At 44.6% G+C, this 26232-nt stretch carries 20 protein-coding genes and 2 pseudogenes; 8 read left to right on the top strand and 14 right to left on the bottom strand.

Going from position 1 to position 26232, the window contains the following annotated elements:
* Positions 1-193: 193 nt before the first annotated feature.
* Together ACED60_RS18010 and ACED60_RS18005 are read left to right on the top strand one after the other, a co-directional pair.
* Positions 194-469: a hypothetical protein gene (locus ACED60_RS18010; protein WP_009845795.1), complete on the top strand. Its 276-nt coding sequence runs from the start codon at positions 194-196 to the stop codon at positions 467-469.
* A gap of 30 nt (positions 470-499) precedes the next feature.
* A complete protein-coding gene (locus tag ACED60_RS18005; RefSeq protein WP_371728124.1) occupies positions 500-1711 on the top strand; it encodes a radical SAM protein in 1212 nt (403 codons plus the stop codon).
* A gap of 146 nt (positions 1712-1857) precedes the next feature.
* On the opposite strand, the gene ACED60_RS18000 is transcribed toward ACED60_RS18005, so the two are convergent.
* The 6 genes from ACED60_RS18000 to ACED60_RS17975 form a co-directional block, all read right to left on the bottom strand.
* Complete coding sequence (locus tag ACED60_RS18000) at positions 1858-2199, bottom strand: hypothetical protein (protein WP_017085371.1); 342 nt, start codon at positions 2197-2199, stop codon at positions 1858-1860.
* Between the two features lie 119 nt (positions 2200-2318).
* Positions 2319-3107 (bottom strand): phytanoyl-CoA dioxygenase family protein, encoded by a 789-nt coding sequence (locus tag ACED60_RS17995; protein WP_371728123.1) that lies wholly within the window; start codon positions 3105-3107, stop codon positions 2319-2321.
* Positions 3108-3291: 184 nt separating this feature from the next.
* Positions 3292-4173, bottom strand: a complete 882-nt coding sequence (locus tag ACED60_RS17990; RefSeq protein WP_371728122.1) for a multidrug transporter — start codon at positions 4171-4173, stop codon at positions 3292-3294.
* 122 nt (positions 4174-4295) lie between these two features.
* Positions 4296-5627, bottom strand: coding sequence for an MFS transporter (locus ACED60_RS17985; protein WP_371728121.1), 1332 nt, complete (start codon positions 5625-5627; stop codon positions 4296-4298).
* Positions 5628-5836: 209 nt separating this feature from the next.
* Entirely contained in the window at positions 5837-7348 is a 1512-nt protein-coding gene (locus tag ACED60_RS17980) for a DUF1214 domain-containing protein (protein ID WP_371728119.1), read from the bottom strand.
* 105 nt (positions 7349-7453) lie between these two features.
* Positions 7454-8242 (bottom strand): hypothetical protein, encoded by a 789-nt coding sequence (locus ACED60_RS17975; RefSeq protein WP_371728118.1) that lies wholly within the window; start codon positions 8240-8242, stop codon positions 7454-7456.
* A gap of 130 nt (positions 8243-8372) precedes the next feature.
* On the opposite strand from ACED60_RS17975, the gene ACED60_RS17970 reads away from it, so the two are divergent.
* Positions 8373-9299, top strand: a complete 927-nt coding sequence (locus ACED60_RS17970; protein ID WP_009845787.1) for a LysR family transcriptional regulator — start codon at positions 8373-8375, stop codon at positions 9297-9299.
* Between the two features lie 43 nt (positions 9300-9342).
* Here the strand turns inward: ACED60_RS17970 and ACED60_RS17965 are convergent, their stop codons facing one another.
* Positions 9343-12000, bottom strand: a complete 2658-nt coding sequence (locus tag ACED60_RS17965; protein ID WP_032499780.1) for a response regulator — start codon at positions 11998-12000, stop codon at positions 9343-9345.
* A complete protein-coding gene (luxM, locus tag ACED60_RS17960; RefSeq protein ID WP_371728117.1) occupies positions 11997-13184 on the bottom strand; it encodes an acyl-homoserine-lactone synthase LuxM in 1188 nt (395 codons plus the stop codon). Before luxM ends, ACED60_RS17965 begins: the two co-directional genes overlap by 4 nt.
* Positions 13185-13600: 416 nt before the next feature.
* Here luxM and ACED60_RS17955 point away from each other — a divergent pair, with 416 nt between their 5' ends.
* Complete coding sequence (locus ACED60_RS17955; protein WP_009845784.1) at positions 13601-13993, top strand: cystatin domain-containing protein; 393 nt, start codon at positions 13601-13603, stop codon at positions 13991-13993.
* Between the two features lie 122 nt (positions 13994-14115).
* On the opposite strand, the gene ACED60_RS17950 is transcribed toward ACED60_RS17955, so the two are convergent.
* Both ACED60_RS17950 and ACED60_RS17945 read right to left on the bottom strand, forming a co-directional pair.
* Positions 14116-14694, bottom strand: coding sequence for a hypothetical protein (locus tag ACED60_RS17950; RefSeq protein ID WP_009845783.1), 579 nt, complete (start codon positions 14692-14694; stop codon positions 14116-14118).
* A 216-nt stretch (positions 14695-14910) separates the two neighbouring features.
* Positions 14911-16509: an isocitrate lyase gene (locus ACED60_RS17945; RefSeq protein ID WP_371728116.1), complete on the bottom strand. Its 1599-nt coding sequence runs from the start codon at positions 16507-16509 to the stop codon at positions 14911-14913.
* A 141-nt stretch (positions 16510-16650) separates the two neighbouring features.
* Here ACED60_RS17945 and ACED60_RS17940 point away from each other — a divergent pair, with 141 nt between their 5' ends.
* Complete coding sequence (locus ACED60_RS17940; RefSeq protein WP_012600244.1) at positions 16651-17604, top strand: LysR family transcriptional regulator; 954 nt, start codon at positions 16651-16653, stop codon at positions 17602-17604.
* A 155-nt stretch (positions 17605-17759) separates the two neighbouring features.
* Positions 17760-19946: a malate synthase G gene (locus tag ACED60_RS17935; RefSeq protein WP_371728115.1), complete on the top strand. Its 2187-nt coding sequence runs from the start codon at positions 17760-17762 to the stop codon at positions 19944-19946.
* A gap of 166 nt (positions 19947-20112) precedes the next feature.
* On the opposite strand, the gene ACED60_RS17930 is transcribed toward ACED60_RS17935, so the two are convergent.
* Positions 20113-21540: an NAD-dependent succinate-semialdehyde dehydrogenase gene (locus ACED60_RS17930; protein WP_371728114.1), complete on the bottom strand. Its 1428-nt coding sequence runs from the start codon at positions 21538-21540 to the stop codon at positions 20113-20115.
* Positions 21541-21744: 204 nt separating this feature from the next.
* Positions 21745-22533, bottom strand: coding sequence for an IclR family transcriptional regulator (locus ACED60_RS17925; RefSeq protein WP_004731927.1), 789 nt, complete (start codon positions 22531-22533; stop codon positions 21745-21747).
* Positions 22534-22686: 153 nt separating this feature from the next.
* Between ACED60_RS17925 and pta the strand changes: the two genes are divergently transcribed.
* Together pta and ACED60_RS17915 are read left to right on the top strand one after the other, a co-directional pair.
* Positions 22687-23760, top strand: a complete 1074-nt coding sequence (gene pta / locus ACED60_RS17920) for a phosphate acetyltransferase (protein ID WP_017081886.1) — start codon at positions 22687-22689, stop codon at positions 23758-23760.
* Positions 23761-23828: 68 nt separating this feature from the next.
* Positions 23829-24593 (top strand): TSUP family transporter, encoded by a 765-nt coding sequence (locus ACED60_RS17915; RefSeq protein WP_371728113.1) that lies wholly within the window; start codon positions 23829-23831, stop codon positions 24591-24593.
* Positions 24594-24677: 84 nt separating this feature from the next.
* On the opposite strand, the pseudogene ACED60_RS17910 reads toward ACED60_RS17915, so the two are convergent.
* Both ACED60_RS17910 and ACED60_RS17905 read right to left on the bottom strand, forming a co-directional pair.
* A pseudogene (locus ACED60_RS17910) lies at positions 24678-26033 on the bottom strand (cobalamin biosynthesis protein CobT); the annotation flags it as partial.
* A gap of 59 nt (positions 26034-26092) precedes the next feature.
* Positions 26093-26232 (bottom strand): annotated as a pseudogene (locus tag ACED60_RS17905) (IS5/IS1182 family transposase); the annotation flags it as partial.

Genomic DNA, 26232 nt, shown 5'->3' with positions numbered 1-26232 from the left:
TCGGGCACCTTTATGGATTATGAGTACTGCATTGATTTTAAGTGTAGCGTGTTCATAAACAATCTTGGGTCGGTAATATTGCTTAACATCGATGTTGTTGGCAATCGATTGTTCAAATTGAAATTAGTTAACCAAAAGTTGACCAACACCTATTTACAATGATTCCTAGTTTAATAACTGGGAGTTAAGAAAGATGAACGTGCCTGAAGTAATGTCTAAGTGGAAAACATTGCTGGCTCTGACCATGGCCTTGTTTGCTCTTAAGTTTCATCTACTTCTGATTTGGGGGCTATTTTGTTGGTTTTGGGGATGGGAAAATCTTCGCGCAAAAGAAGCCTTCTTTGTTGAACGTATTGAGCTAAAAGAACATCCAGTTTTGTTTACCTTAATCATCATCAGTTGGTTTGTGATGGGAGGGGTATATTTCTATATGGACAATAGAGTCTTTGAGTTTTTTAGCTCTTTGTAGCAAAGCAAAATTTAATAATTAGGATACGTTATGAAAATCTATTTAATTAAAGCGTCTGCTGGCAGCGATTACTCAAAATACAAAGCCTCTACGGGGGGACCTCCACAAAACATCTTTGCCGCCGCTGCTGCGACACCAAAGTGGTACAAGTTAGATATGGTTGATGAGACGATAGGTGCAAAAGCCGACCTTTATAATGATGCTGATTTGGTGGTGATATTAATGTCGACTCCAGATGCTTATCGGGCTTATGAGCTAGCTTCTAAATATAAGAAAAAAGGCAAAACAGTCATACTCGGGGGGTTACATACTCAGTTTAACCCTTCAGAAGCGGCAGTATATGCGGATTGTTTGGCGATGGGAGAAGTTGAGAACTACTGGGTTCAGTTACTACGTGACGCAGAGTTTGGTTCGCTACAGCCTATTTATGAAAGCTCCGAGCCTGTCGATCTCAGTATGCTCAATCCATACCCAACAAATATCATCAATCCTGAAGCGTACAATTATACATGGTCAGTAGTTGTGACAAGAGGTTGCCCATTTAAATGTAACTTCTGTTTAGTGCCAAGGTTCTTTGATAAGTTCCAGAAAAGGCCAATCGAAAATATCGTCAGCGAGTTAGCGGATCTCAAGACATTAGGTATTGAGTGGGTTGAGTTACACTCCGACAATCTCACTCATGACCGTGAATATGCTTTGGCACTATTTAAAGCCATTGAGCCGCTTAACATGAGCTTCTATGGGGAAACGACAGTCTTGATTGCTCGTGACACCGAATTGCTTAGTGCTGCGGTGAAGTCAGGGTTCAAAGCTGTATTATTAGGCATAGAAACGCCATCTGAAGAGGCTTTAAAGGCTCAGAAAAAAGGCTTTGTGAAGCCATCTAAAATGAAAGAGTACATCGCTGAGATAAGATCTCATGGTATTGAAGTATGGGGAGATTTTTTGTTCGGTTTTGATGAACATGACACTTCTATCTTCAAACAAACGCAGAAGTTCGTCGAAGATATCAAGGTTGATAAGGTGATCCCACACTACATGATTCCGTTTCCCGGTTCGGAGTCTTTTAGTCAGCTAGAGCGAGAAGGGCGACTTCTTACTAAAGATTGGTCCAAGTACGATGGTAGCCATCCGGTTTATCAGCCAAGTCGTATGAGCGTTGAAGAGCTAGAGGAAGGCTTGTATTGGATTTGGAGAAAGAATGCGAGCTTGAAAGAACGAGTTGTTGCCTGGTTCAATTAAAATTTGTTCTGGATACATGGAATGAAAATCGCGAAGGTTCATAAATAAGTTTTACTATTCGGAATGCCTGACTGAGTCAGTACACTTTAAAGGCTCCATGTGGAGCCTTTGCATCAAGTCTTTGACGTTGCGGTGAAACCCCGCGATCAAAAGCCATAGCTTTGTTTGATTGGATCGCAGACTAGTTTATATTTAGCATCCGCAGCTTCTTTCCCAGCAAATTCTAACATCGCTTCTGAATAGCCCATTGCAGTGCCGAACTCTTCCATTATATAAGGATCTTCTTTGACACTCACTGTGCGATCTTTCGATAGCTCGACAATAAACTTAGCGTAATCTTGGTCTTTATCTAAGCCTGCCGCCCAACCAAAGCAGTGCGCAGCATCTTGTTTAGGGAATTCGTTAAAATCTTCACCATTCACTTCGGCTAAAACAGCACCCGAAACAAGTGCTGTAAGTAGTGACATGCTAGTAATTAATTTTTTCATATTACTTATCTCGAATATTGAATATGAAGCTATCTTATTGCGAGCGCTATGAAATAAATGTGAACATATTTGTTATTATTTTCAAGTCATGTGACTTTTGATGTAACTGTTTTAATCTCTTACGAGCAAAGCATCGATTTTAAGTGTAGCGTGTTCATAAACAATCTTGGGTCGGTAATATTGCTCAGCATGGCTGGAGTCGGTAAACAATCGTCATCAACGTAGTCGACATAGTCTGCCGCCGAATCGAAGATCAAAATATCCAAAGCCAAACGATCCAAGCCATATCGGCCTCGGTGGATCATATCCGCTGAAAACACCAATAAGTCGCCCGCTTCTAACGGTATCTGCTTGCCACCAGAGATATCATCGCTGCTCACTTTACCATTTTCTTCTTGGCGAACGTTGTATTCTTCTTCATTGTCCCAGCGTTTGTGAGTGCCGGGGATAAGCTCCATACCGGGCTCATCAAAAATGGGCACTCGCAGATGCAATACCTGGGTTTCCATGATGACTTTCATTTGGTCATCAACGTCGTAGTCGTATTGACAGTCACGATGCCAGAAGTCTTTTTGTTGCGGATTTACCGGGTTGAAGAACAGCTGTGTATTCATGAATGCCGGTTTGTTCGGAATCACCGCATCAACCACGTCCATCACTTGTTTCGAGCTGATGAAGTCGAAAAGCACGCTTCTATCGTCGGCGAGCAAATACTCGCTTCCCGTAATTAAAGACGAGTTAAATGCTTCTTCTTTATAGAACTCTTCGTTGTCTGCTTTCCATGATTCATGGAATTTCAGCACGACTTTTCTAAGCGATGCAATTTGAGCTTCATTGAAATAATTTCTGATAACAAAGTAACCATGTTCGTCGTAACGGTCACTTAATTGTTGGCTGTTTTCTACCACTGACTACCTTCGTTCATTCTTTGCTGTGTAATAACCACAGATTTCTTGGGCGCATAATGCCAGACAGTCGTCATTCAACCAAGTAACGAGTGCTCCATAACGAGGCGCGGTAGAGCTAAAAGGCATAGAGTTGCTGGATATATAGGCAATGTCGAACGATTCAATTTACAGTCACATTATTAGCTCACTGCCACATTACCAAGACCGCTGCGATAGAGAGTAAGATGAGTGCAACAATGTCTTTGCGTGCGATGCTTTGCCCTAACCAGAAGTAGGATATCAACACCATGAAGATCACTTCGACTTGCCCGAGTGTCTTTACGTACGGCACGGCTTGAAGCGACATCGCGCTAAACCAACCCAGAGAACCGATAACACTCGCTAGGCTTGTCATCACCACCAGTTTAGATTTCTTGAATATCTGGCGCAGCGTGTCTCGCTCTCTGAAAAAGAGATACGTACAGATAATGCATGTCTGAAGAGTAATGACCAGAAACAGCACCCAAGCAGCGCTATGGGGGAAGGGAAGCCCTATGCTCAAGCTTGCTTCACGTACCCAAAGAGACGTTAAAGCAAAAGCGGTACTACACGCCATACCTAGTAAGAACACTTTCGGAGACAAGCTTCGCCAACCAGAAGAACTACTCATGATTAGTACGCCTAACGTGCCAATAAGCACGCCGACCCAACCTGTTAGTGTCAAAGCAGTACCAAAAAACAATACGGATAACACAGCAGATACGGGGGCTTCACACTTGGCTAAGCCAGCTCCTATCGCATAGTTTTCGAGCTTAAATAACATCACCATTAAACCCGTCGCGAGGATCTGCATAATGGCTGCTGCAATAATGTAGAAAACAAACTCACCCGAAAAATCAGGTGTGGATACTGGCTTCCATTGATAGAGGACGCACAGATAAATTAAGGCGATTGGGCCAGCCCAGATAAAACGTGCCAGCGTTACACCAGCAACACTCATGGTGCCACTTAACTTGCTTTGAAAGGCATTGCGCCAAGATTGGCTGAAGGCTGCGAGAAGAGTAAAAGCTATCCAACTAAAAGACATGACGCTTCCATGTGTTATGTAATTTGATGATTATCTTAACAAAAAATCACATGATAAGAAGCGACATGGTCTATTTATAGCCAGAGGCTCATTTTACTCTCCATTCAGTATCAGTACGTTCTTCAAAAGATCGGCTGTTTTTTGTTTTTGAAATAGAACAACGCGCTAATCAAAACGAACAATAAGGTGAAGTAATAGAAAAACGAAGACAGTGAAGCTAAGAAAGCGAGGTTCTGTTCTATTTCTTGTTCGGTGTAGCCCTGAGACACCAGTTTATAGTAGTAAGCGTACAAAATGCCGATCAGCCCATATCCGAGATTAAACATCAGGCCTTTAAAGCTGAGGACAGTGGCTCGGTTGTGTGATTCGGTTTTTTTATTCAGGTGGTAGCTAATGAAAATGTTCATCGTCATGATAATAAAAATCAATACTAGTGCTGGAATAACCCCGTAAATCGTCCAACCTAAACTGATCCAATAATAAGTCGCCATGCTTGCTAAACCCATAACCACAATGAAGGTTTTAGGCTCCATGCTTTCTGCTAGCCTACGGCTTTGCCCCGCCAATATGATTTTAAGCAAACTGATCCCCGCGCCAATAAAACCGAAGTAGATAATAGGAATATCGATGGCGAGATAATATTGGCTGTTCATGGTTAGGAACATTCTTGAGGTGTGTTCGAACAGGCTGTAATACAACAACATGAACAGCACGTAAGGCGTAGCAAGTACCCACTTACCTGTGTCAGCTGTTAATTTAAGGCTGGCGATGGTGGTTGCCAATTTGATTTGGTCGCTTGGCATTACCTTTTTCTCTTCGCGCATATTAATCGCGGCATAGATGGCGATCATCGCTACAAATAGGGTGGCGAACACAGGAATACGCATCAGATCTTTAGTGCTTTCTGGTTCAGATAGTCCAAGGAAATGAAAGATGTTCGCCATAAAGTTCACGTCGTACATCGCCGCGCCAATTAGTGTGACAAAGATACCGACCGTTGAGGCGACACGAAGCTGAATTTGCAGCACTCGCGGCCACAACTCTTCATTGCCTTGTTCTTTTAAGGTGTCGTAAGCCAATGCCTCGTCAGCACCGCTGGCCAGTGCCATCGCTAAGCCGCTGAGAATCCGGTTAATTAGAAAGACTATGAATACCAAGTCGGGGTTTCCGGTTGGTACTAGCGCTATCATCGCGATCTCAACAAACATCACAATCGAAGACAGCACCACCAGTTTCTTGCGGCCTAAGGTATCGGCGAATGCGCCAGACGGTACTTCAGCAAGCACAATGGTGGCAGCCCACACTACATTGAGCATCGCGAATTGAGATAGGGTTAGCCCGTAATCTAAATAAAGTAGGGTGAATATAGGGTAGTAAAAACGCGCAAAGTAGCTGCTTCTAAACATCAAGAAGTAGCGGACATTGGGAATTTTAAGGATCTCTTTGGGCGTCATGATAATTTCAGTAATTTAGATAACACATCATTATGTATAACCCTTTTACTCTTTTAAATCATGGAATTGTTTCAAGAATCAGAAAAACAACTAGTTGAGTTTATTTCGCAGCGCCTTTGAAGGCTAGATGGAATAAAAAGAGGAGCGCTGAGGCTCCTCTTTTATCGTGGGTCGCAGTGGACTTTATCGTTAGTACATAGACTTAGCGGCTAGTCCACACGCTTAAAGTTAGGCAGTAAGGTTTCTGGCTGTTGCGCTACAAATGCTTTACTTGGTGAGTAAGCGCGGAAGTAAACAAACCAGTTTTCATCTTCTCGGGTTTGCACCCAATTCGCTTCATTTACACCAGCAGGCTTAGTTGGCGAGAAGTGGAAGGTGTAATTGCCTTGCGAATCTTTAACTGTCCCTTCAATGTTAGAACCCACGTCGGCACGCTCAATTTCGTTGTCGATGATGGCGCGGTTCTCGACGTTGTAGACAGTGATGGTCCAGAATAAATCGGCGAAATTTACATCTCCATCTAGCGTCAAAGTATAGTGGTTACTGCCATTTAGCCCTTTGCCATTGTCGTCACGGTAGTTGTCTAGGTAGATCTGTCCCCAACCGCCGTTCTCAAATCCATGCATTGCAATGTCGTTAGTGACGGCTTCATAAAACCAAGCTGCACGTCCATCGAGGTCCATACCATAGTGACGGTCTTGGTTTGGTGTTGAAGCCGTTGCGATTTCCCACGAATTCCCTTCTTTGCCATAAGCCGCGTGTGGTAGACGTTCAGTCTTGTTGAAATCGATGTTTTTAACCATAGCTTCACCCATGATTACAGCTTGTTCTAAGATGTCACGCTGCTGAGCTGATGGAGTAAATGCTTTGCCTTTTTCAATACCTAGTGGGCGTAACATGTCGTGCATCATGCGGTCGCGCTCTGCTACAGGTTCGGCTTGGATCGCTTCATTCAAGGCCTCCCAAAATGCCATACCACGTGGGTGCTTAGCATCGTCACCACGTTCAGGGAAGTTCACGCCTTTGCTACTGAGCGGCTTGCCGTTAAGGTCAGTAATTTTTAATGCTTCTAAGTCTTTCATACGTTGCTGATCTGACTTAGCCATTAAGCGAACACCCAAGAAAACATTATTGGTATCAGACTCAAATACTTTTGCGCCTTTTGGCAGGTTACTCGGCGTTTCAGAACCTTTCGCTTTTACCACGTAGACGCCCGGCTCAGTCATTTGAGAAATACCGATTTGCCACATGGTGTGTACCGCGCCACGCAGTTCATTTGTGGGTATTTCTATAACAACGGGCTCTTTCTCTACGTTAAACCAAGTAATCGCGTAAGGCGTAGAGGTATTGTAAGTTAAACCTCCTAGCTTAGATTCATGAGACTCAACATAAGTAATTTGACCATCCTCTGCCCCCATGTCGGCATAGGCTTGTTTCCATGCGTAGTTTGACACCAAAGGCACGGACCAAATGTAAGCTTGTGACGCGCGTTGATAGTCCATCAGTTCAAACAGTTTTGCAGAGCTTTCTTGTGTTGGAATGCCATGAAGAAAGTCGGTTTCGAAAGTAAAGTCACCTGCACGCGTTTGGATCGTTTCTGTCGCATCACCGTTGCCTGCTATCGCTGTGGCTGAAAACAAGGCTGTTACAGAAACTAGCATGGCAGCTGAGCGTAATGGGCAAGTGAAACTACCAACAAAGGCTTTAGATATCATATTCATAATGTGTCCTCAAAACTCAAAATTATTCGTCAAAACGGGAATGGCTCGTCGAACAGAAATCATTGGTTCAAACTGAAAGAGCTCATCCAAGCAGAAAGTGACTGCTTAAAACTGATAGTTAAATTCGATGCGGTGATCACCGTCTTCGATACTGGTGTTTTCTGTCCAATTTGCAAAATAACGAACGTTCGTCCTTGGGTTAATCTGGTAGCTCGCAGCAAACTCATGTGCGAGTACAGAATCACTGCCCTCGAATCCATAATCTTTGAACGTTGATGAACCAGACATCGTGCCTAAATACATAGGGTTATAGTTCAACCAAATCTTGTCGGTAAGTTGCATTTTTGCGTACATACCCGCCACGTAGAAAGTACCGTGCATGTTGTAGCGATCACGAAGTTGATCCGCGTCGAGGTTGCCTCCAGAGCCTTCAACCAACTCTTCACCTGCAGCAACACCGACACCTGCAAGCGGATAGAAATTAAACATGCCCATTTGTGGAAGAGCCTGTATAAAGCTGTATGACGCACTACCTTGATTACTATCGAAATCCCAAGACATATCGACTTGTGTGCCTCGACCATTGGTTAAGTCTACGCCGAAGTTTCTGAAACGAATCGAATCGATAGTGTCATCTGCGCCTCGGTTATTCCAACCAATGGCTTCACCAGCGATGCCTTTGACTTCGAAGACATTCATACCCATGGTCGTATCGCTACCAGTGTCATAGGTTTGCCCGATTTTCAGGTTTAAGCCTTTGTCTGTGTAACCGAAGCCACCTTGTGTATAGACGGCTAACGGATCTGACATATCTTGAATTTCGGCTTCTTCCGCGAACGCGACACTTGCCAGAAACAAAGGAGTTAGAGAAAGGATTGAACGTTGTAATAACATAGATGCCTCATAAATTTATCTCACTACATCCGTGTACTGCGTGAAGGTGAGGTAACTATACAAAGTGGACATCGTTAAGTTAATTCATATAAACTTAACCATTCGTTAAGTATTGGTTTATGGTTTGGGTGTGAAACTGAATAACGTCGATTTGAACTTATTGAAAGTGTTTGTGGTGGTGTATCAGGAAAAAAGCTTGCGCAAAGCAGCTGAAAAGCTGTTTGTCTCGACACCAGCGGTAAGCCAAAGCGTCAAAAAGCTTAAGGAATCATTAGGTGAAGAGCTATTTGTTTTGTCCAATAAGCAGTTTCTCCCGACGCCTTATTCTGATGAACTGTATCGACGTGTATTTCCACTATTGGACGGGTTGGTCACGGCGATAGAAGAGGGTAAACAGTTTACTCCTGCCGAACTAAGCGAAGATTTTAAGATAGAGGCGAACCCGCACCTTTTGCCTTGGTTAACACCCTCTCTGTTTCATCAACTCTCAGATGAAAGTCCACTTTCGAGGTTGATTAGTCATACTAGCTCCCAAGATTCACTGGAAAGACTTAAGAGTGACGAGATTGATTTTGTTATTCACTTTGAAGCTGAAAACCTGCCCGCCGAGATCATTGCTGTGCCTCTCGTGACCCTAAAATTTGTATTGGCAGTAAGAGTCGACCATCCTTTTAAAGAGGATGTAGCACAGATTGATGATTTGTTGTCCTTTCCATTTGCGCATGTTGACCTTGCTTACTTCGATCAAAACAAACACTCGCGATTGGAAGAAGAAGTTTTAAGCCAAGGTAAATCGATTAATATGGCGCTTCGAACGACGTCAGTTGTTGGGTTAATAGAAACGATTAAGCATTCCAACATGATCGCACCCTGCATGCCTCCGGTGATCGAACAGCACAAGGGAGTATTGCGCTCGATTGTGATTGAAGGATTAGAAGAAGATGCAGAGAAAATGGAGGTATTTGCCTATCTTCATAAGAAAAACCAACATTCTGCCAAATACAAGTGGTTACTGGATTTGATCGAAACGGCGATGATTGAGGCCAACCATCAGTGAGTTCTAATCGTTTTTTTTAATTGATTCACTTAACCGTAGTCAGCTATTCATTTTCTGTTTCTTTAGAAGCGTTTGGCGCCCAGCCTTTCTCTAGCCAGTTGTCCAGTAGGTGTTGCAGTGCGTTCAAAGAGGTTGGCTTCTCTAGGCGACCGTCCATCAGTTTTCTGATCATGTCTAGCTCTCGTTGTCCTGATTCACCAGACAAAGCAATAATTGGTGTTTGAGGTGAGCGCGCCTTGATGATCTGGCTTGCGTCAAAGCCATTCATTATCGGCATTTGTACATCCATTAAGATCAAATCAACTTTGTGTGATCTGAACAGCTCGACAGCATTTTCCCCGTTTTTAGCTTGCAAGCTATTTACGCCAAGTCGGCTCAGGTACATCTGAACAAGCGTGCGTTGCACTTCTTTGTCATCAACAATAAGTACCGTCGGTGCAAGATGGCTTGATGCTGGTTGATTTTCTGCTTGCGTGCGTTCTGTTTGCTTACTTTCTGTTAGCGTACTTGCCGGTTCAGGTTCTATATCACCGCTTGGAGTTTGGCTCTCTGGTTTTACATCAGCTTCGGCTTTATCTTCCGTCGATTGGTTGTGTTTCCAACCGTTGAAATAAGGCGTACGCAGCGTCTCCGCTTTTGGAGCATTGGGTACAATAGGGAAGTACAGGTGAAACTCAGTAAATTCACCAAGTTTGGAATGGCATTCCACTCTGCCACCAAATGAGCGCATCACTCGTTGGCAATAACCCAGTCCTAAGCCGCTACCACCGCTTTTTTGGAAAGAGAAAAAGTCATCAAAGACCTTATGAACAATGGCTTCGTCAATGCCGGGGCCGGTATCACGAAATGTGAGAACGTTCTCGTAAGATCCTGTTTTGGTGCTGATCTCAATTTGGCTGTCTGGGTAAGAATCAAAGTAATAGATTGCATTGCGTATCAGATTGAAAATGACGAAGTTGAATAGAGTTTCATTTAGTTTTGCCACAAAATCAGCGTGTTGTGGTAAACGAATTCGCTCAATGATCTTCTCGTTCTCAAAGCCATAGTGGCTGACGGCTTGGTCCACGGCCTTGTGGATAGATGTCATGGTGATTGGTCCATGCTCAGGCGAGCTGTCACTGACTTCTCGTAAGATGATATCAATCAGTTGCCGCCCGCGTTGAATCGCTGCTTGGCCATTCTCAATGTCAGTCAAGATTTGTTGAGTTGGTGCTTGATTATCAATGTGCTGCTTTAACACCTCAAAATGCAGTTGCACTTGAGCGAGTGGGTTACGCATCTCATGAGCGATCGAGTTAGCAAGAGCACGACTTTGGCGAATTCGTCTATCGGCTTCGATGGTGCTTTGTACACGCGTTAACAAGGTTTGCAGTGCAGAGATTTCTTCATTAGAGAACATACGATTGTTGCTTTTGTGCGATGATACTAGCAAGTGTGTGACTGATTTTTTGTGTCCGAATAGTGGCATTACCAACGCGGTGTTGTTCGAACTCATCTTGTCATAAAGTGCTTTTAGCGACCGTTTAGCGAGCGCAGTATCATCTAGCTCTTCAGAAAGCTCATCGAACACTAGAACGGACTCTTTGCTAGATAGGTAATCTTCGTAGAAGGTTTCGTTGTAATTACTGTTAACTAGTCGAAGCTTATCTTCTGGGATTTGCAGTTGGCGACCTAAACGACGCATGGCATCGTCAATCGACAACTTAAAGCCTTCTTCTAATGCGAGTATCTGTTGTACCGGTGTCTTTTTGTTTCTATAGACAAGCAATGAGGAGTAAGGACTTACACGTTTGTAGATTGGACTCCATGTAATGCCGATAATCGCGCAGATGGGTATCGCTAATAGCCATTGGTTACCGTCGGTTAGGGGAATAAATACCGTACAAAAAGGTATCACTAAAATTGCACACACCAGCAGCACATTAAGGCTTATGTATGTAAGGTATTTAAAACTGTAGAAGCGAGAGGTCAGCAGAGCATAGCCTACAAACAACATCTCACTGAGCGACAACGCTGGGGGGAGCCAGGTGAGCGAGAAATCACGTAGGAAATAGGCAACGCCAATGTGAATCGTTGCTGTAGATAGCATGAATACCAAGATACCTGTAATCATGTAGTTGGTTTTGGCTAATGTTAGTTTGCTGCTATTGGCACGCATGGTCACTAGATTAGTCAGTGTAAGGGCAATCAAGCTGATAACCCCAATGAAAAAGTAGGGTGTATGCGGGCCAAACTCGATCACGAATTGGCTTGGAGCCGTAATGGTGACATCTTCTACCGTTAACCCTGGGGTCAAATTGATATAGAAAGAGTAGCCCGTCATGCTCGCGAGAATAGTTTGTTGCCACCTATGGATTTTACCACTGCGGTTTTCGGCTGCGAGCTGACACGAGAAGTAATACGCAAAGGCAAAAGCAAGGAAAGAGCTGAGGTTGGCCAACTTTGCTGCGAATATGGCTGCTGTGGTGCCAAGTCCTGGCAACAAGCCAGTGTGGAAGTAGGCATTACTGCTGATCCACGTAATAATACAGATGGAATATGCGATGTAAGGTACATGGTGTGTCCCCACTATCGCTTCGTTCTTTTGTTTAAGGCGATAACAATAGTAGAACAGCCACATTACAACAACAGCGACCGTTGCAAGCAGAGTGATGGCTTTAGCATAGAATATCGCCTCTAGCCCAAGATCAAACGTCTTCATATTATTTGCCACGCTGTATTTTTATTTTCACGGAGGCACCGTCTATAGTCTCGAAAGTTGACATGATTGAATGCCTTCAACATCAGTTCAATATTCCATAACCCGCGGTAAGTCAGTAAGTTCGTTTCGTTCAAGTCACAAGACCCTAGCGGCAAGTATGCTTGTGGTTCGATAGCCTTGTAAAAATCGAGTATCAAAGGTTGATCTATAATGGTGAAACCAATTTTATAGCCCGCTTGATGTAACAAGTTGAGCATCTCTTTTTGAGCAAGATAAAGGAAGTAGACTTTTTGTTGAATATTTCCACTCACGGTTAGGCGTAGAATTTCACATACAGCTTGCATTTCGGCTAATTGTAATTGGAACTTATTATCGAACTCTGGAATAGAGTCACACTTTGATAGGGCCGGCGGAGTAAAAATATGTAGCTCTGCAAGTCCTTCATAGCCACGTCTGGATAAACTGTACTTCCATTTGTCGTTACAGAAAGGGGGGGCGTAGCTTAGCCAAGTTTCATATTTTGACCAATCTTGAATTAGGGCTGAAGAGACTAGGGTTGGAAAGGCTTCATCTGTTGGGTGTTTGAGTAGAATAAAGTGCTTACCTGTTTGTGATAAGTGGAGTAAAGGTAGCATCTCATACCACTTCTCACCTTTAATAAAAACCTCAAGGTTGCTTAAAGCAATAGCATCGCTGATTGGTAGTCCTTGAGGGCGAGTTGGCGTTTGTACTATGAGTTGACTATTTTCTATTTGGTCAATGATCACACCATAGTAAGCACTATCTTTAATGGGTAGATCCATAGGATAAAGGGCATGGGGGCTTAATGGTAATTTTGCTTTGATTGCGGAAATTTCACATTCACACCAAAAGTCCAACCAATGTATATAGCATTGCCCTACAGCTTCCTCTAAGAGAGCAACCTCTGTGGATAAGGTATTTGGATAGCGCTGAATCAGATCGCGGTAGTCCATCACTTCAAACATTACTGAGTCGCTTTTTGCTTGATGTTCAGGGAAAAGCAATTCTAATTGGTTTCGACGATATTCTGTCACGGTTTTGAAAAGAGCTGTGCGCTGTTGTGGTTGATAAGTGTGGAGTACGAGTTCAACCAGTGCGTGTTGTTTTTTTTCGATAGGCAGGCTGCTAGCCAACAGTGAACCTAAAGACGACATTAATTCCATGTAGTGAACCGCCTAAGTTTATCTAATTATTTTTATGTGACTTGTACCCGTTTATGAGAGATGTATCTATGGCTGATGTTTGAGAGTAGTTACTTTATAAAGTTGTCCTAGCTTTTTGTGCGTTTAGTTTCTCAAAAACAAGCTGCATTTAAAGTGGGAGTTTACTACTTGTACTAATCCTAAACAACATGGTTTCGCCATTTTTCAATCAATTCATGAACCCCTAAATTAGTGTATTCTCAAATACTTACTTGTCTGCTTATTGTCCGGCTTTGGTTTTCTGACAGTGCTCTGTATTTACAGATTAGTTACAACATAATTTCTGATGAAGTGATGACATTCGAGGTTTAAGCTTGTCTGCATATGAAACATCATTGCGGGTAACGCCTCGTGAATGACAGAGGTAGAGAGAATTTATGAAGAAAGTACGATTAACATCATTACTTGGAGTAGCAACCTTGTTTAGTGTCGCTGTGTTAGCAGGATGCAGTCAGAAATCTGAGGTTCCAGTTCAATCACAAGAGAATACGAATCCGATCTGTAGCACTAAAAACCTGACAGGTGGTTGGTCGCAAAGCGCTATCACACCACAAGCTAAGCAAGCTTTAAATGCAGTTCTTGGCCAAATGAACACTTCAGCTGAGCTAAAGCAGATTCTGAGTGTGCGAACTCAGGTTGTCGCGGGTTTGAATTACGCTATTGAGTTTGAAATGGATAATGGTGAAGTGTGGAATACCGTTGTGTATCGCTCACTACAAGGTGACATTGAAATGACGCAACCTGCACAGCAAGGTCGTCTGTGTCCATAGATCAACTGGTCCATAAATTTACTGGTATATTGATTAACTAGCATGTAAATAACTTCGCACATAAAAAATGGCTCCTAATTAGGAGCCATTTTTATTCTACTTAGAGGCGTTTTTAAACGTTATTAGTTTGCCAATGCGGGTTCCGATAACTCTTGAACACAAGCTCGGCTGATGTCTTCATCAATGTAGGCCATCCCAAGTTTATTCAGATAGTCCATACGATCCGCAGTGCGAAGCTCGATGTCGGGGCCTGCAATGTTGTTGGTTTGATAAATTTCAGTGAGGTGAGACATGAATTGCTCACCCACACTCATCATCAATAGGCTCATTGCGCCCACGTCCGGCCTTACTTTGGCACGTTGCTTTTCCGATAGGTTTACCGCTAACACGATAGGCTGTTCTTCACCTTCGAAGCGAACACCTCGCTCACGAACGGTTTGTTGAGCCCAGTAATACGCCAGTTCTTTACTCTGAGTGAGAAACACTGGCTCAACCGATTCGGTATAGTTGTTGCCGATGGTCGCCATGGTTTTTGAAGCTGCTTCGTTGAGCGCTTTGTCACCAGAGCGTTTTAGGCCTTGGCCTTGAATAGAAGCCAATAAAGCTGAAGATGTGCCGTGATACCAAGTATCACCCGTCGCGAAACCATTCTCTGATAACAGTGTTTTTGCATCTTGTAGGTGTGTAGGTATTGAAGTCATAGGCACTCTCAACAAATAAGAATCTCAAAAAATAACAATGTGGTTAGCTTAAACAGAAGTTGTTCGGTTAACCGTGGTGTGGAACACAAATCTGAGGCTTTGAGATAAAGCTGGCAGTACAAGCTTTATCTCAAAGCCTTCCCCCGGATCTTACCTAAGTAAGAGAGAAGGGCGGGGGAGGCTTTAGCGTTAACGATTAATCAAGAGCGTTAGCGACTAATCAAATTGATTAGACGTATTCGCTTCACCCGCTGCTTTTAGTGCATTTTCACCAGCAAAGTATTCTTTGTGGTCGTCACCCATGTCTGAACCAGACATATTTTGGTGTTTAACACATGCGATACCTTGGCGAATCTCTTTACGTTGAACATTAGCAACGTAGCCCAACATGCCTTGGTCACCGAAGTATTCTTTTGCAAGGTTGTCGGTAGACAGTGCTGCTGTGTGGTAAGTCGGCAGAGTAATCAAGTGGTGGAAGATACCCGCTTCGCGAGATGCGTCCGCTTGGAATGTACGAATCTTCTCGTCAGCGCTTGCAGACAGTTCAGTTTCATCGTATTCCGCACTCATTAGGCTTGCACGGTCGTAAGCTGATACATCTTTACCTTCTGCTGCCATTGCATCGTATGCTTGTTGGCGGAAGTTTAATGTCCAGTTGAATGATGGAGAGTTGTTGTAAACCAGTTTCGCATTAGGGTGTACTTCACGTACGCCGTCCATCATCTCTTTGATTTGACCGATGTGTGGTTTCTCAGTCTCAATCCAAAGAAGGTCAGCACCCGCGTTGATTGCTTCAATACAGTCGAATACACAGCGGTCTTCACCTGTACCTTCGCGGAATTGGTATAAGCCTGAAGGCAGACGCTTAGGACGAACTAGCTTGCCGTCACGGTTGAAGCAAACATCACCTTCAGCCATATCTGCAACATCAATCTCTTCAACATCTAGGTAAGAGTTGTAGATGTCACCTTGGTCGCCTGGCTCTTTCACTACCGCGATTTCTTTTGTTAGGCCAGCACCTTGTGAATCGGTACGAGCAACGATGATGCCGTTGTCGATGCCTAGTTCAAGGAAAGCGTAACGAAGTGCGCGAAGTTTTGCGTGGAAATCAGCATGAGGAACCGTTACTTTGCCGTCTTGGTGACCACATTGCTTCTCATCGGCTACTTGGTTTTCGATTTGTAGACAACATGCACCCGCTTCAATCATCTGCTTAGCCATTAGGTAAGTCGCTTCTGCGTTACCGAAACCTGCATCGATATCCGCAATGATTGGTACTACGTGTGTTACGTGGTTGTCGATTTTGTCTTGGATTCGGTCTTGTAGATTCACATCGCCTGCTTCACGAGCTGCATCCAATTCACGGAATAAACCACCTAGCTCACGAGCATCGGCTTGGCGTAGGAAGGTGTATAGCTCTTCTACTAGGCCAGCAACGGATGTTTTCTCATGCATAGATTGGTCTGGAAGTGGACCAAAGTCAGAGCGAAGTGCTGCTACCATCCAACCTGAAAGGTATAGGTAACGACGGTCTGTCTTGCCATCAAAGTGCTTCTTAATAGAAATCAGCTTTTGTTGGCCGATGAAACCGTGCCAGCAACCCAGAGACTGAGTGTATTGAGAGCTGTCTTCGTCGTAAGCCGCCATGTCTGCACGCATAATATCTGCCGTGTATTGCGCAATATCCAGACCTGTTTTGAATTTGTTTTGAGCTCGCATACGAGCTGCAGATTCAGGGTTGATTGCATCCCATGGAGCACCAGCAGCGCTTTTTGCAACTTCAATCTTTTCGATATCTTGTGTAATTTGCGACATAACTATTCCTTAGTTTCACGTGGACATGTTGGCCAATTTGGCGAGGTCATTTGATTTGGATTAAATCTAACCATGGACAAAGAATAACCATGTATGTGATAATTTTGTTAATTTATAGTTATTATATTCGGTATTTTTCTTATGAATATTGCTCGTATAGACCTTAATTTACTTGTGTATTTAGACATGTTGCTACGTGAAAGAAACGTAACACGAGCAGCAAATCAGTTAGGAATCACTCAGCCAGCCATGAGTAATGGCCTTCGCCGATTGCGTGATCTGTTTGAAGACCCGCTATTAGTAAGAACAAGTGAAGGGATGATACCTACTGAACGCGCGCATAAGTTGCAGCCACTGATTCGAAACATCTTGGCGAATGTAGAGAAGACACTACAGCCGACCACAGAGTTTAATGCAGAAGACAGTGAACGCGTGTTTCGTATCATGGCGAGTGACTATGCAGAGTCGACCATTATTCAACCTCTTCTGAAAAGGCTAAGTGAGATCGCACCGAAAATACGACTGGATATCATGACGCCAAGTGACGTGAGTTATCAGGATGTAGAGCAAGGTACCGTTGATATAATTATCAACCGATTTGACGATATTCCTCAGTCGTTTCACCAGATGAGCCTTTGGCACGACGGGTTTTCTTGCCTATTTAGTTGTGACAACCCGATCGCCGACAATTTCGATATTTTGTCTTATCTAAAGGCGCAACATATTTGGGTAAGTAAGACAGGTATGGGAACGGGAGTGGGGATCAACCCAAGTGAAGCTCAAAAGCTCGGTTGGATAGATGAGGCATTAATGCGCATTGGTAAAACCCGTAACATCACGGTGTTTACTCGACACTATTTGTCGGCGATTCTCTTCGCTCAGCAGAAGAATCTTATCCTGACTATTCCTACCAAAGCCGCTCAACTGCAGCGCAATAATCCTAGATTGTTGATCAAGCCTGCGCCATTTGCTATTGAACCCTTTGAGGTGAAGATGGCGTGGAGTCCATTGTTACAAACCAATCCAGACCATCAGTGGATGCGTCGTTTGATTAAAAGTGTCGCTAACGAAATCGAGAGTGGAGTGACGGAATAACACAGTTTGTAGGGTATTTTTTATATGAATATCCAATATAACCGGCATAAATTAGCTAAATTCATGTCCGTTAAGTAAGTTTAAATCAGTAAAGTAAATTTGAGCTAGTCACGAAAATTTATTGAGTAGCCATCAATTAGTTTGAGAGAGATTTTATGAGCAGTCGTATTCAACAGGGAAGCTTGAACATTGATAGCACCCTCTACCAATTAATTAATGAGCAGGTGATTCCTGGAACAGGCATTGTCGCTGAAGACTTTTGGCAATCATTTGCAACCATTCTTGAAGATTTGGCGCCAAAAAATCGCGCATTGCTTATCAAGCGTGAAGATCTTCAACATCAAATTGACGTTTGGCACCAAGAGCGTGCCGGGCAAACGCTAGATCCTGTAGAGTACAAACAGTTCTTACAGCAGATCGGTTATTTGGTTCCTGAAGGCGATGACTTTCAAGTGACGACAGCTAGCGTAGAACCTGAGATCGCAACACAAGCAGGGCCGCAGCTTGTGGTGCCAATCATGAACGCACGCTTTGCACTTAACGCAGCCAACGCGCGTTGGGGCAGCCTATATGATGCGCTCTACGGAACAGACGTGATCAGTGAAAGTGATGGCGCGGAAAAGGGCGGAAGCTTTAACCCTGCTCGTGGCGCTAAAGTAGTGACTTATGCTCGTGAGTTCCTTGATGACGCAGCGCCATTAAACGGTGTATCTCATAAAGACGTCACCAAATACAGCATCAGTAACGCTAGCATCGGCAATAAACTCATAGCGACACTCGATAATGGCGAAGAAGTCACTCTCATTGATAGCGACCAGTTCATTGGCTATCAAGGTGATGCAAGTTCCCCTTCGTGCATTCTTCTTAAACACAATAATCTGCACATCGAAATTCAAATTGACCCAAGCGCACCGATTGGTAGCGTTGATGTGGCAGGTATTAAAGATGTGTTGGTCGAAGCCGCCCTAACAACCATTATGGATTGCGAAGACTCGGTTGCTGCGGTTGATGGTGAAGACAAAGCATTGGCTTACCGTAACTGGTTAGGCTTGATGAAAGGTGATCTACAAGAATCACTAGAGAAAAACGGCAAAACCATTGTTCGTAACCTTAACCCAGATCGCCAATACACCAGCGTGACGGGTGGTGAGATTTCACTAAAAGGCCGCAGCATGTTGTTCATCCGTAATGTCGGCCACTTAATGACTAACCCTGCGATTATTGATGCTCAAGGTAATGAAGTGCCTGAAGGCATTATGGATGGCATGATCACTTCACTAATCGCGATGCATGATTTAAAAGGCAACAGTGCGTACCAAAACTCGACCGCGAACAGCATTAATATTGTTAAACCTAAGATGCATGGTCCTGAAGAAGTGGCGTTTACCAATGAACTGTTTGGCCGTATTGAAGATGCATTAGGCCTAGATCGATTCACGATCAAAGTCGGCATCATGGACGAAGAACGTCGTACTTCAGTCAATCTTAAAGAGTGTATCCGCGCGGCTAAAGATCGTGTTGTGTTCATCAACACTGGTTTCCTAGATCGAACCGGTGATGAAATTCACACCAGTATGGAAGCGGGACCATTCGCGCCTAAAACACAGCTGAAAACCATGACTTGGATTGGCGCATACGAAGATCAGAACGTTGATCTTGGCTTAGCTTGTGGCCTGCAAGGTAAAGCCCAGATTGGTAAAGGTATGTGGCCAGAGCCAGATAACATGGCCAAGATGATGGATGCGAAAATCGGACACCCACAAGCTGGCGCGAATACCGCTTGGGTTCCTTCTCCAACTGCGGCGACTCTGCATGCTTTGCACTATCACAAGGTGAGTGTACCAAGTCGTCAGAAAGAGCTTCGTGAGCGAGTGAGAGCGAACGTTGATGATATTCTGACTATTCCGCTATTAGGTGATCAAAAGCTGACAGCTCAAGATATCCAAAACGAATTGGACAACAATACGCAAGGTATTCTTGGTTATGTAGTGCGTTGGATTGACCAAGGCGTCGGGTGTTCTAAGGTGCCAGATATTAACGATGTAGGTTTGATGGAAGACCGCGCTACGCTGCGTATTTCGAGCCAACACATTGCGAACTGGTTACGTCATGGGATTTGTAATGAAGCCCAAGTAATGAAAACCATGAAGCGCATGGCCGCAGTGGTTGATGAGCAAAATGCAGGTGATTCTAGCTACCGCAATATGGCGCCAGATTTTGAAAATAGCATCGCTTTCTCAGCGGCTTGTCAGCTGGTATTCGAAGGCTGTGCTCAACCTAGTGGTTATACCGAGCCAGTGTTGCATGCGATGCGACTGAAGCTGAAAGGAACCGCACAATAAATAATAAAAAAAGTAGTACCCCTATTTGAACCGAGCCCAAGGTGCCGCGCTAAATTAGCGCGGCTTTTTTTGTGTGGGAAGGGGAGAGAATGGGGCAGGTTAGTGATCACTAAGACTTAATTATTTCCGAGCCCTAATCACTGCCGAAACCTAGTTACTACCAACCTTATTTTCCGCCAAAGCAAAGATACTTAATGTCCATGTATTCATCGATGCCTTCTTTTGCGCCTTCACGGCCAATACCTGATTGCTTAACACCGCCGAACGGCGCGACCTCGGTTGAGATGAGACCATCATTAATACCGACCATACCGTACTCAAGTGCCTCTGCGATGTTCCATACTCGATGAATGTTCTGACTGTAGAAGTACGACGCTAATCCATAAATGGTATCGTTGGCCATCTCAATAAGCTCTTCGTCTGTCTCGAATTGCATCACAGGAGCGACAGGACCAAAGATCTCTTGCTGAACAATGTCCATGCTGTGTTTCACATTTTTAAGTATGACAGGCTGAAGGAAAAGCCCATCAAGCTCTTGAGTTGGCGTCACAGGTGTCGCGCCTTGTTCTACCGCTCTGTCTAATAATGCTTGGATGTTGTTCTTCGCATTCTGACTGACAACAGGACCAATGGTGACACCTTCATCTAAGCCGTTACCAATCTTAAGCTGTTGAACCGCTTGATCGAATTTAGCCACGAACTCATCGTATACTTTACTGTGAACATAGAAACGGTTTGCACAGACACATGTTTGTCCCGCATTACGGAATTTCGACGCCATTGCGCCTTGAACTGCAGCGTCGATATCCGCATCGTCAAACACGATAAACGGTGCATTGCCACCCAGTTCCATTGAGGTACGCTTAATGCCTTTTGCCGCTTGAGCCATCAAGATACTGCCGACTCGAGTCGAACCAGTAAAAGAGATCTTTTTGATCAGTGGGTGTGATGTGAAAAGCTCGCCAATCTGTTCAGGGCTGTCGCCAAGTACGACTTGGAGTAGATCTTTAGGAATGCCCGCTTGGTAAGCCAATTCAACCACAGCAAATGCAGAAAGCGGCGTTTCATCTGAGGGCTTCACAATAAAACTACAGCCAGCAGCAAGGGCAGGAGCGGCCTTACGAGTGATCATCGCAATCGGAAAGTTCCATGGCGTAATTGCACACGCGACTCCAATAGGCTGCTTGATGGTCACCAAGCGTTTGCCAGCGACTGTGCTAGGAATAGAATCACCATAAGTACGTTTGGCTTCTTCTGCAAACCACTCAATAAAGCTCGCGCCATACACGACTTCGCCTGTCGCTTCTGCTAACGGTTTACCCTGCTCAATCGTCATGATTCGAGCCAGATCTTCTTTGTTTTCAAGGATCAGTTGGTGCCAACGGTGCAGTGATGCAGCACGAGATTTAGCTGGAACCTTGGCCCACTCTTTCTGTGCAACATGAGCACGTTCAATCGCGTTTGCTAACTCTGCTTGTGATGAAATAGGTGCGTGTCCGACGAGTTCACCTGTCGCTGGATTTGTGACTGCAACTGCGTTGTTCGCTTCTGTCACCATAAAAGAGAGTAAGTGCTGGTTCTTAATGTTTAGCATCGTGATTCCTTTGTTGTGATTACTTTAGACGTGTTGCTTATATGCGGGTTGGCGAGTGTTCAAATGACTTCGACCAACCGTTGATTGGTCGAAGATAGTGGTCGTTAGCTCGTTAGCTCGTTAGCTCGTTAGCTCGTTAGTTCGTCCGTGCTTAAGTTGTTGCTTTCGAAGCGATAGCCACTCGAAGCGGTCTAAGAAAATGACCTATTGTTGACTCCAATTATCAGACTCTATCTTAGCGAGCGCTTTTGCTGCTTTTTGAAGAGCGGGTAGGTACTTGATCGCTTCATCAGGTTTGACTCGAATTACAGGCGCTTGTATCGCTAGGCCGAGGTTTGATTGACCCGTAGATGACGGGATCAGTACCGCGATACAGACTAAGCCCGGCAAAAACTCTTCGTCATCAATCGCAAAGCCTTGGATTTTCGCTTCTTCGATGTCTTTCTCTAACATCGAATAGTCTGTAATAGTGTTCACTGTGTACTGAGTCAGTGGCACATTTTCAATTAATCGTCTGCGCTGTGACTTAGACATGTGCGCCAAAAACAGTTTTCCGCTTGCTGAGCAATGTACTGGGACGCGAGAACCTGGGTGTAGATGAAAACGAAGGGGTGCTTCAGTTTCTGCACGATCAAGATAGATGATCTCGCCACTTGATAGCGCCGTTAGGTTACAGCTTTCGCCAACTTCTGCTCTCAGGTTTTCAAGAATAGTGCGTCGGGCACTGTGCATGGTGCTATTCAACAATAGGTTTTCGGCAAGCTTTCTGAGTCGAATACCTGAGCTGTAGTGCTTCTCATCGCCGTCTCTTTGAATGATGCCTGCCGCTTCTAACTGCTGAAGCATTCGGTGCAGCGTAGGTTTTGGCAGTCCAGTTTCTTCGACTAATCCTTGAAGAGAAATAAACTCGTCTTTTTGCGCTATCACCTCTAATAGTGCAAAAAGTCGGAGAGTCGGTGTATCCCCTTGAACTGGTGGTGTTTCTGTTTGCATATAATGATCCATCCTTGCGATATGTCTATGCCTAAGAGTGTACATACCAAATCATTATTCTTCAATTATCTGAATAAAATTTGACCTTTTTTATTATTCCAATAATATAAATATAAATTATGGAACAATTAATCTCAATAAATGGAATTTAAGATGAAGGCGATTGAACGGATTATTGATAAGGCTCACTTAGATCGTAAGCGAGTGGTTTTGAGTGAAGCTGAGGACCCGCGAGTACTAGCAGCCGCAAGAATGGCGATAGACAAACAGCTCGCTCACATCACCCTAGTAGGGGATGAACCAGCGATCATCGCTGCTGCAGAATTACATCACATTGATCTTGTAGGCATTCACATTGTTTCCCCACAAGCGTCATCACTCAAAGAAGTCCTCGCTGAGCGGTTGTATACATTAAGAAAAGCGAAAGGTATGACTTACGATGATGCGCTAGAGCTGGTTCTAGACCCACTCGTTTTTGCCAATTTGATGGTCAGAGAGGGGCTGGTGGATGGCACAGTTAATGGTGCGGTTTATACCACGTCTGATGTGGTGCGAGCTGCGCTTCAGATTATCGGCCCCGCGCCAGACAGTGAATTGGTGTCCAGTTTTTTTCTGATGATGTTGTGTGAGCCTTTCCATAATCTTAAAGGCGGCATGATTTTCAGTGACTGTGGGTTGGTGATTAACCCTAATGAAACCGAGCTAGCATCGATTGCAGTGGCCGCATCAAACAGTGCTCAAACGCTACTGATGGAAGAACCTAAAGTCGCAATGCTGTCGTTTTCGACCAACGGTAGTGCCAAGCATGAATCGGTCGATAAGGTTCGTAACGCGGCTCAGTTAGTGAAACAACGTTGTCCCGGAATCGCCGTCGATCAGGATGTTCAACTCGATGCCGCGATTGTGACTGAGATTGCCGCGAAAAAGCTGCCAGATTCAGAGGTGAAAGGTCAATCGAACGTGTTGATATTTCCCAATTTAGAAGCCGGTAATATTGGTTATAAGCTTGCGGAAAGGTTAGGTGGGGCAGTTGCGATTGGTCCACTATTACAAGGGTTGAATCAACCTGCGAATGACTTATCAAGAGGGTGTAACGCACAAGACATCTTTAATGTGATCGCGGTGACCGCGGTACAAGCACAGCAAGGAAAAACAGCAAATTCAAAGACTGACGTGGCGGCTGATTCTGAAAAAAGAGATGAATCGACATTTGATTTTAGATACTAAAATCTAGCTCCTGAAGCTGATACTCACATTCAAATCAACCCCCAAAAACAACCTAACTAGGACTGCTGATGGAGTTACCTGTTTTACTCGCTATTCTTGCCACCATCGCGGTGGGTACCTATTTTCAAACTGTCACCGGATTTGGCCTCGGTATCATCGTGATTGGTTTAACGGTTAGCCTTAATCTGGTTTCCTTACCCGTTATAGCCGCTGTGGTCAGTATTGTGACCTTGTTCAATTGCTTGGTCGCATTGATGGGTAAGCCACTGCTTGGGGAACTCAAGATTCTGGTGGTGTTGGTCATCGGTATTATTCCCGGCGTTTCGATGGGGGTGTACTTGCTGGACGAGTTAAGCGATTCGGCCACGCATATTCTCCGAGGACTATTGGGTGCCATGGTGCTATTCGCAGGTTTGAGTTTTATGTTCAAACCTAAAACCAGAAAGGATCGTTCGGCAACTGTATCGTTTTTGTTGTCTGGTTTTAGTTCTGGCTTAGCGGGTGGGTTGTTTGGGATGGCAGGTCCACCGATTGTTTATCATCTTTATCGGCAGCCTTTTACGCTCGATCTGGTGCGAAGCACACTGCTGATGGTTTTCGCTTGTACGTCGATGTCGCGTACTGTCAATGTCTACGCTGCAGGCGACATGGAACAGAGCATACTGTGGTTATCTGCTATTGCTGTTCCCTTGGTGGCGCTTGTCACGATGTTTGCTCGACGTTTCCCACCGCCGTTGTCTAATGATCAACTCAGAAAGTTAGTGTTTATTGTGTTGATGTTGATTGGTGGGTACTTGATGGCGGTCTCTGCATGGTCGTTGTTTTTGGCTTAGAACGTTTTCTTTATCAAAATTATCTTTGAAGGAGGAGGGCTTGATTCTCGTTTAATGCTTGACGACACCCTCCTCACTGACACGTCAGCGCTTTAGCATCTCAAAGATGTTCCTACATAGCCCGAACAAGCAGCTCTCTTGTACGTCCAAGGTAATGTTGTTGCGGTAGTACGGGCTCAAATCCACTCCCATCCCCACGCCATGAATCTCAATTCCGTTTTTGGTCGACTCACGTTCAATGACTTGTTTGAGGTGGTTATCCAAATAGAACTGATCGTTGGCAGTGCTGGTGGCGGTATCCATTGGGCAGCCGTCTGAGAACACGATCAAAACCTTTCTTTGAGCAGTGTGCTGTTGCAACCGCTGGCTAGCGAACTGCACCGCTTCGCCATCAATCCCCTCTTTAAAGACGTCTGCTTTACGAAGACTCGCAATGCCAAGGCGAGATCGTCTCCAATGCGTATCAAAACCCTTAAACACGATGTGCCGAACTTCGTTCAAGCGGCCTGGGTGTTTTGGTTGGCCTTGTTTAAGCCACTGCCGATAAACCTTGCCACCGTTCCAGTTGTTGGTAGTGAAGCCAATGATCTCAAATGGGATATCAGCCAATCCTACGGATTTGAGAATGGTGTCCATCAGCAGACTTAGCTTGTGACTGTGCTTTTGCATTGAGCCTGAGGAGTCCATCAAAAACGTGATAGCACATTGATGAGATGCACCGATATCAGGTTGATAAAAGACAGTGCGATCCAATGGCGACGTGATGAGCTTGGTGATGGTGGGGGCGTTAACAATGCCTTCTTCTAAATGGTCCTGACGTCGGTTCCTCTGTGGTGTGGCAACAAAGCTAGTAAGCATCGCGGCTAAACGGCGAGTGTTTACTTGTCTCGCCATGATGTCATCGGTGAGTTTCTGCCTCAGTTCGAGTAATAGGGCGCGCCTGACGAGTTTATCTGCGGCGACAATTTGATCAAATTCTGAATTAAAGACCTGATAATTCGCACCCGACAACTCGAATACCTTGCTACTGCCCGTGATGTCAGTATCGACGTCTTGATCTTGAATGTCTCCATCAACGATAAGGGCAAGCTGCGCAAGGATTTTTATGTCTTCTTCAACCGTTGGCGTAGCCGAGCTATCGCTCTCTTGCTCTTGGTTGATGAGCTCTTGTGCAAGGGCAGCAAGCTCATTGGCGCAGTGAGCAAACTGTTGTTGGTCGGTTCTATGTTGCTTTAAGCGCTTAAGGTTGTACCCGAAAGTAGGCACGATGCCGGCGCGAGTCGATTCAATGGTCTCAGCGATAGGCTCAGACACCGGAACGCCAGTTAAGCGGGTGTGGATGACTTGCATCAGTGTAAACAGCAACATGCCTATTCGTGATTCGGTAAAGCCATTTTGATGATATTGGTCGCTCCAATACGCAAAGTTGAATTGGATACTGGTGGGGCTTTGTTGCGTAATTGAATTTAGAGATAGAGCCAACCCATTTCGCGTATTTCTTAGTCAATACGACAAGTTTCAGGCATACCTAACCCAGTAAGCTTGTTCAACGCTTTTATCATCGCGTAAGTTTCACCCACCTGGGCATTGTAATTTCTTAAGCTCAGTTTCCCTCCTAGCAACTGTTTAACTCGATACA

The sequence above is a fragment of the Vibrio sp. 1F279 genome, assembly GCF_041439815.1.
Taxonomy (GTDB): domain Bacteria; phylum Pseudomonadota; class Gammaproteobacteria; order Enterobacterales; family Vibrionaceae; genus Vibrio; species Vibrio tasmaniensis_A.
This window is presented reverse-complemented; position numbering and strand designations above follow the sequence as displayed.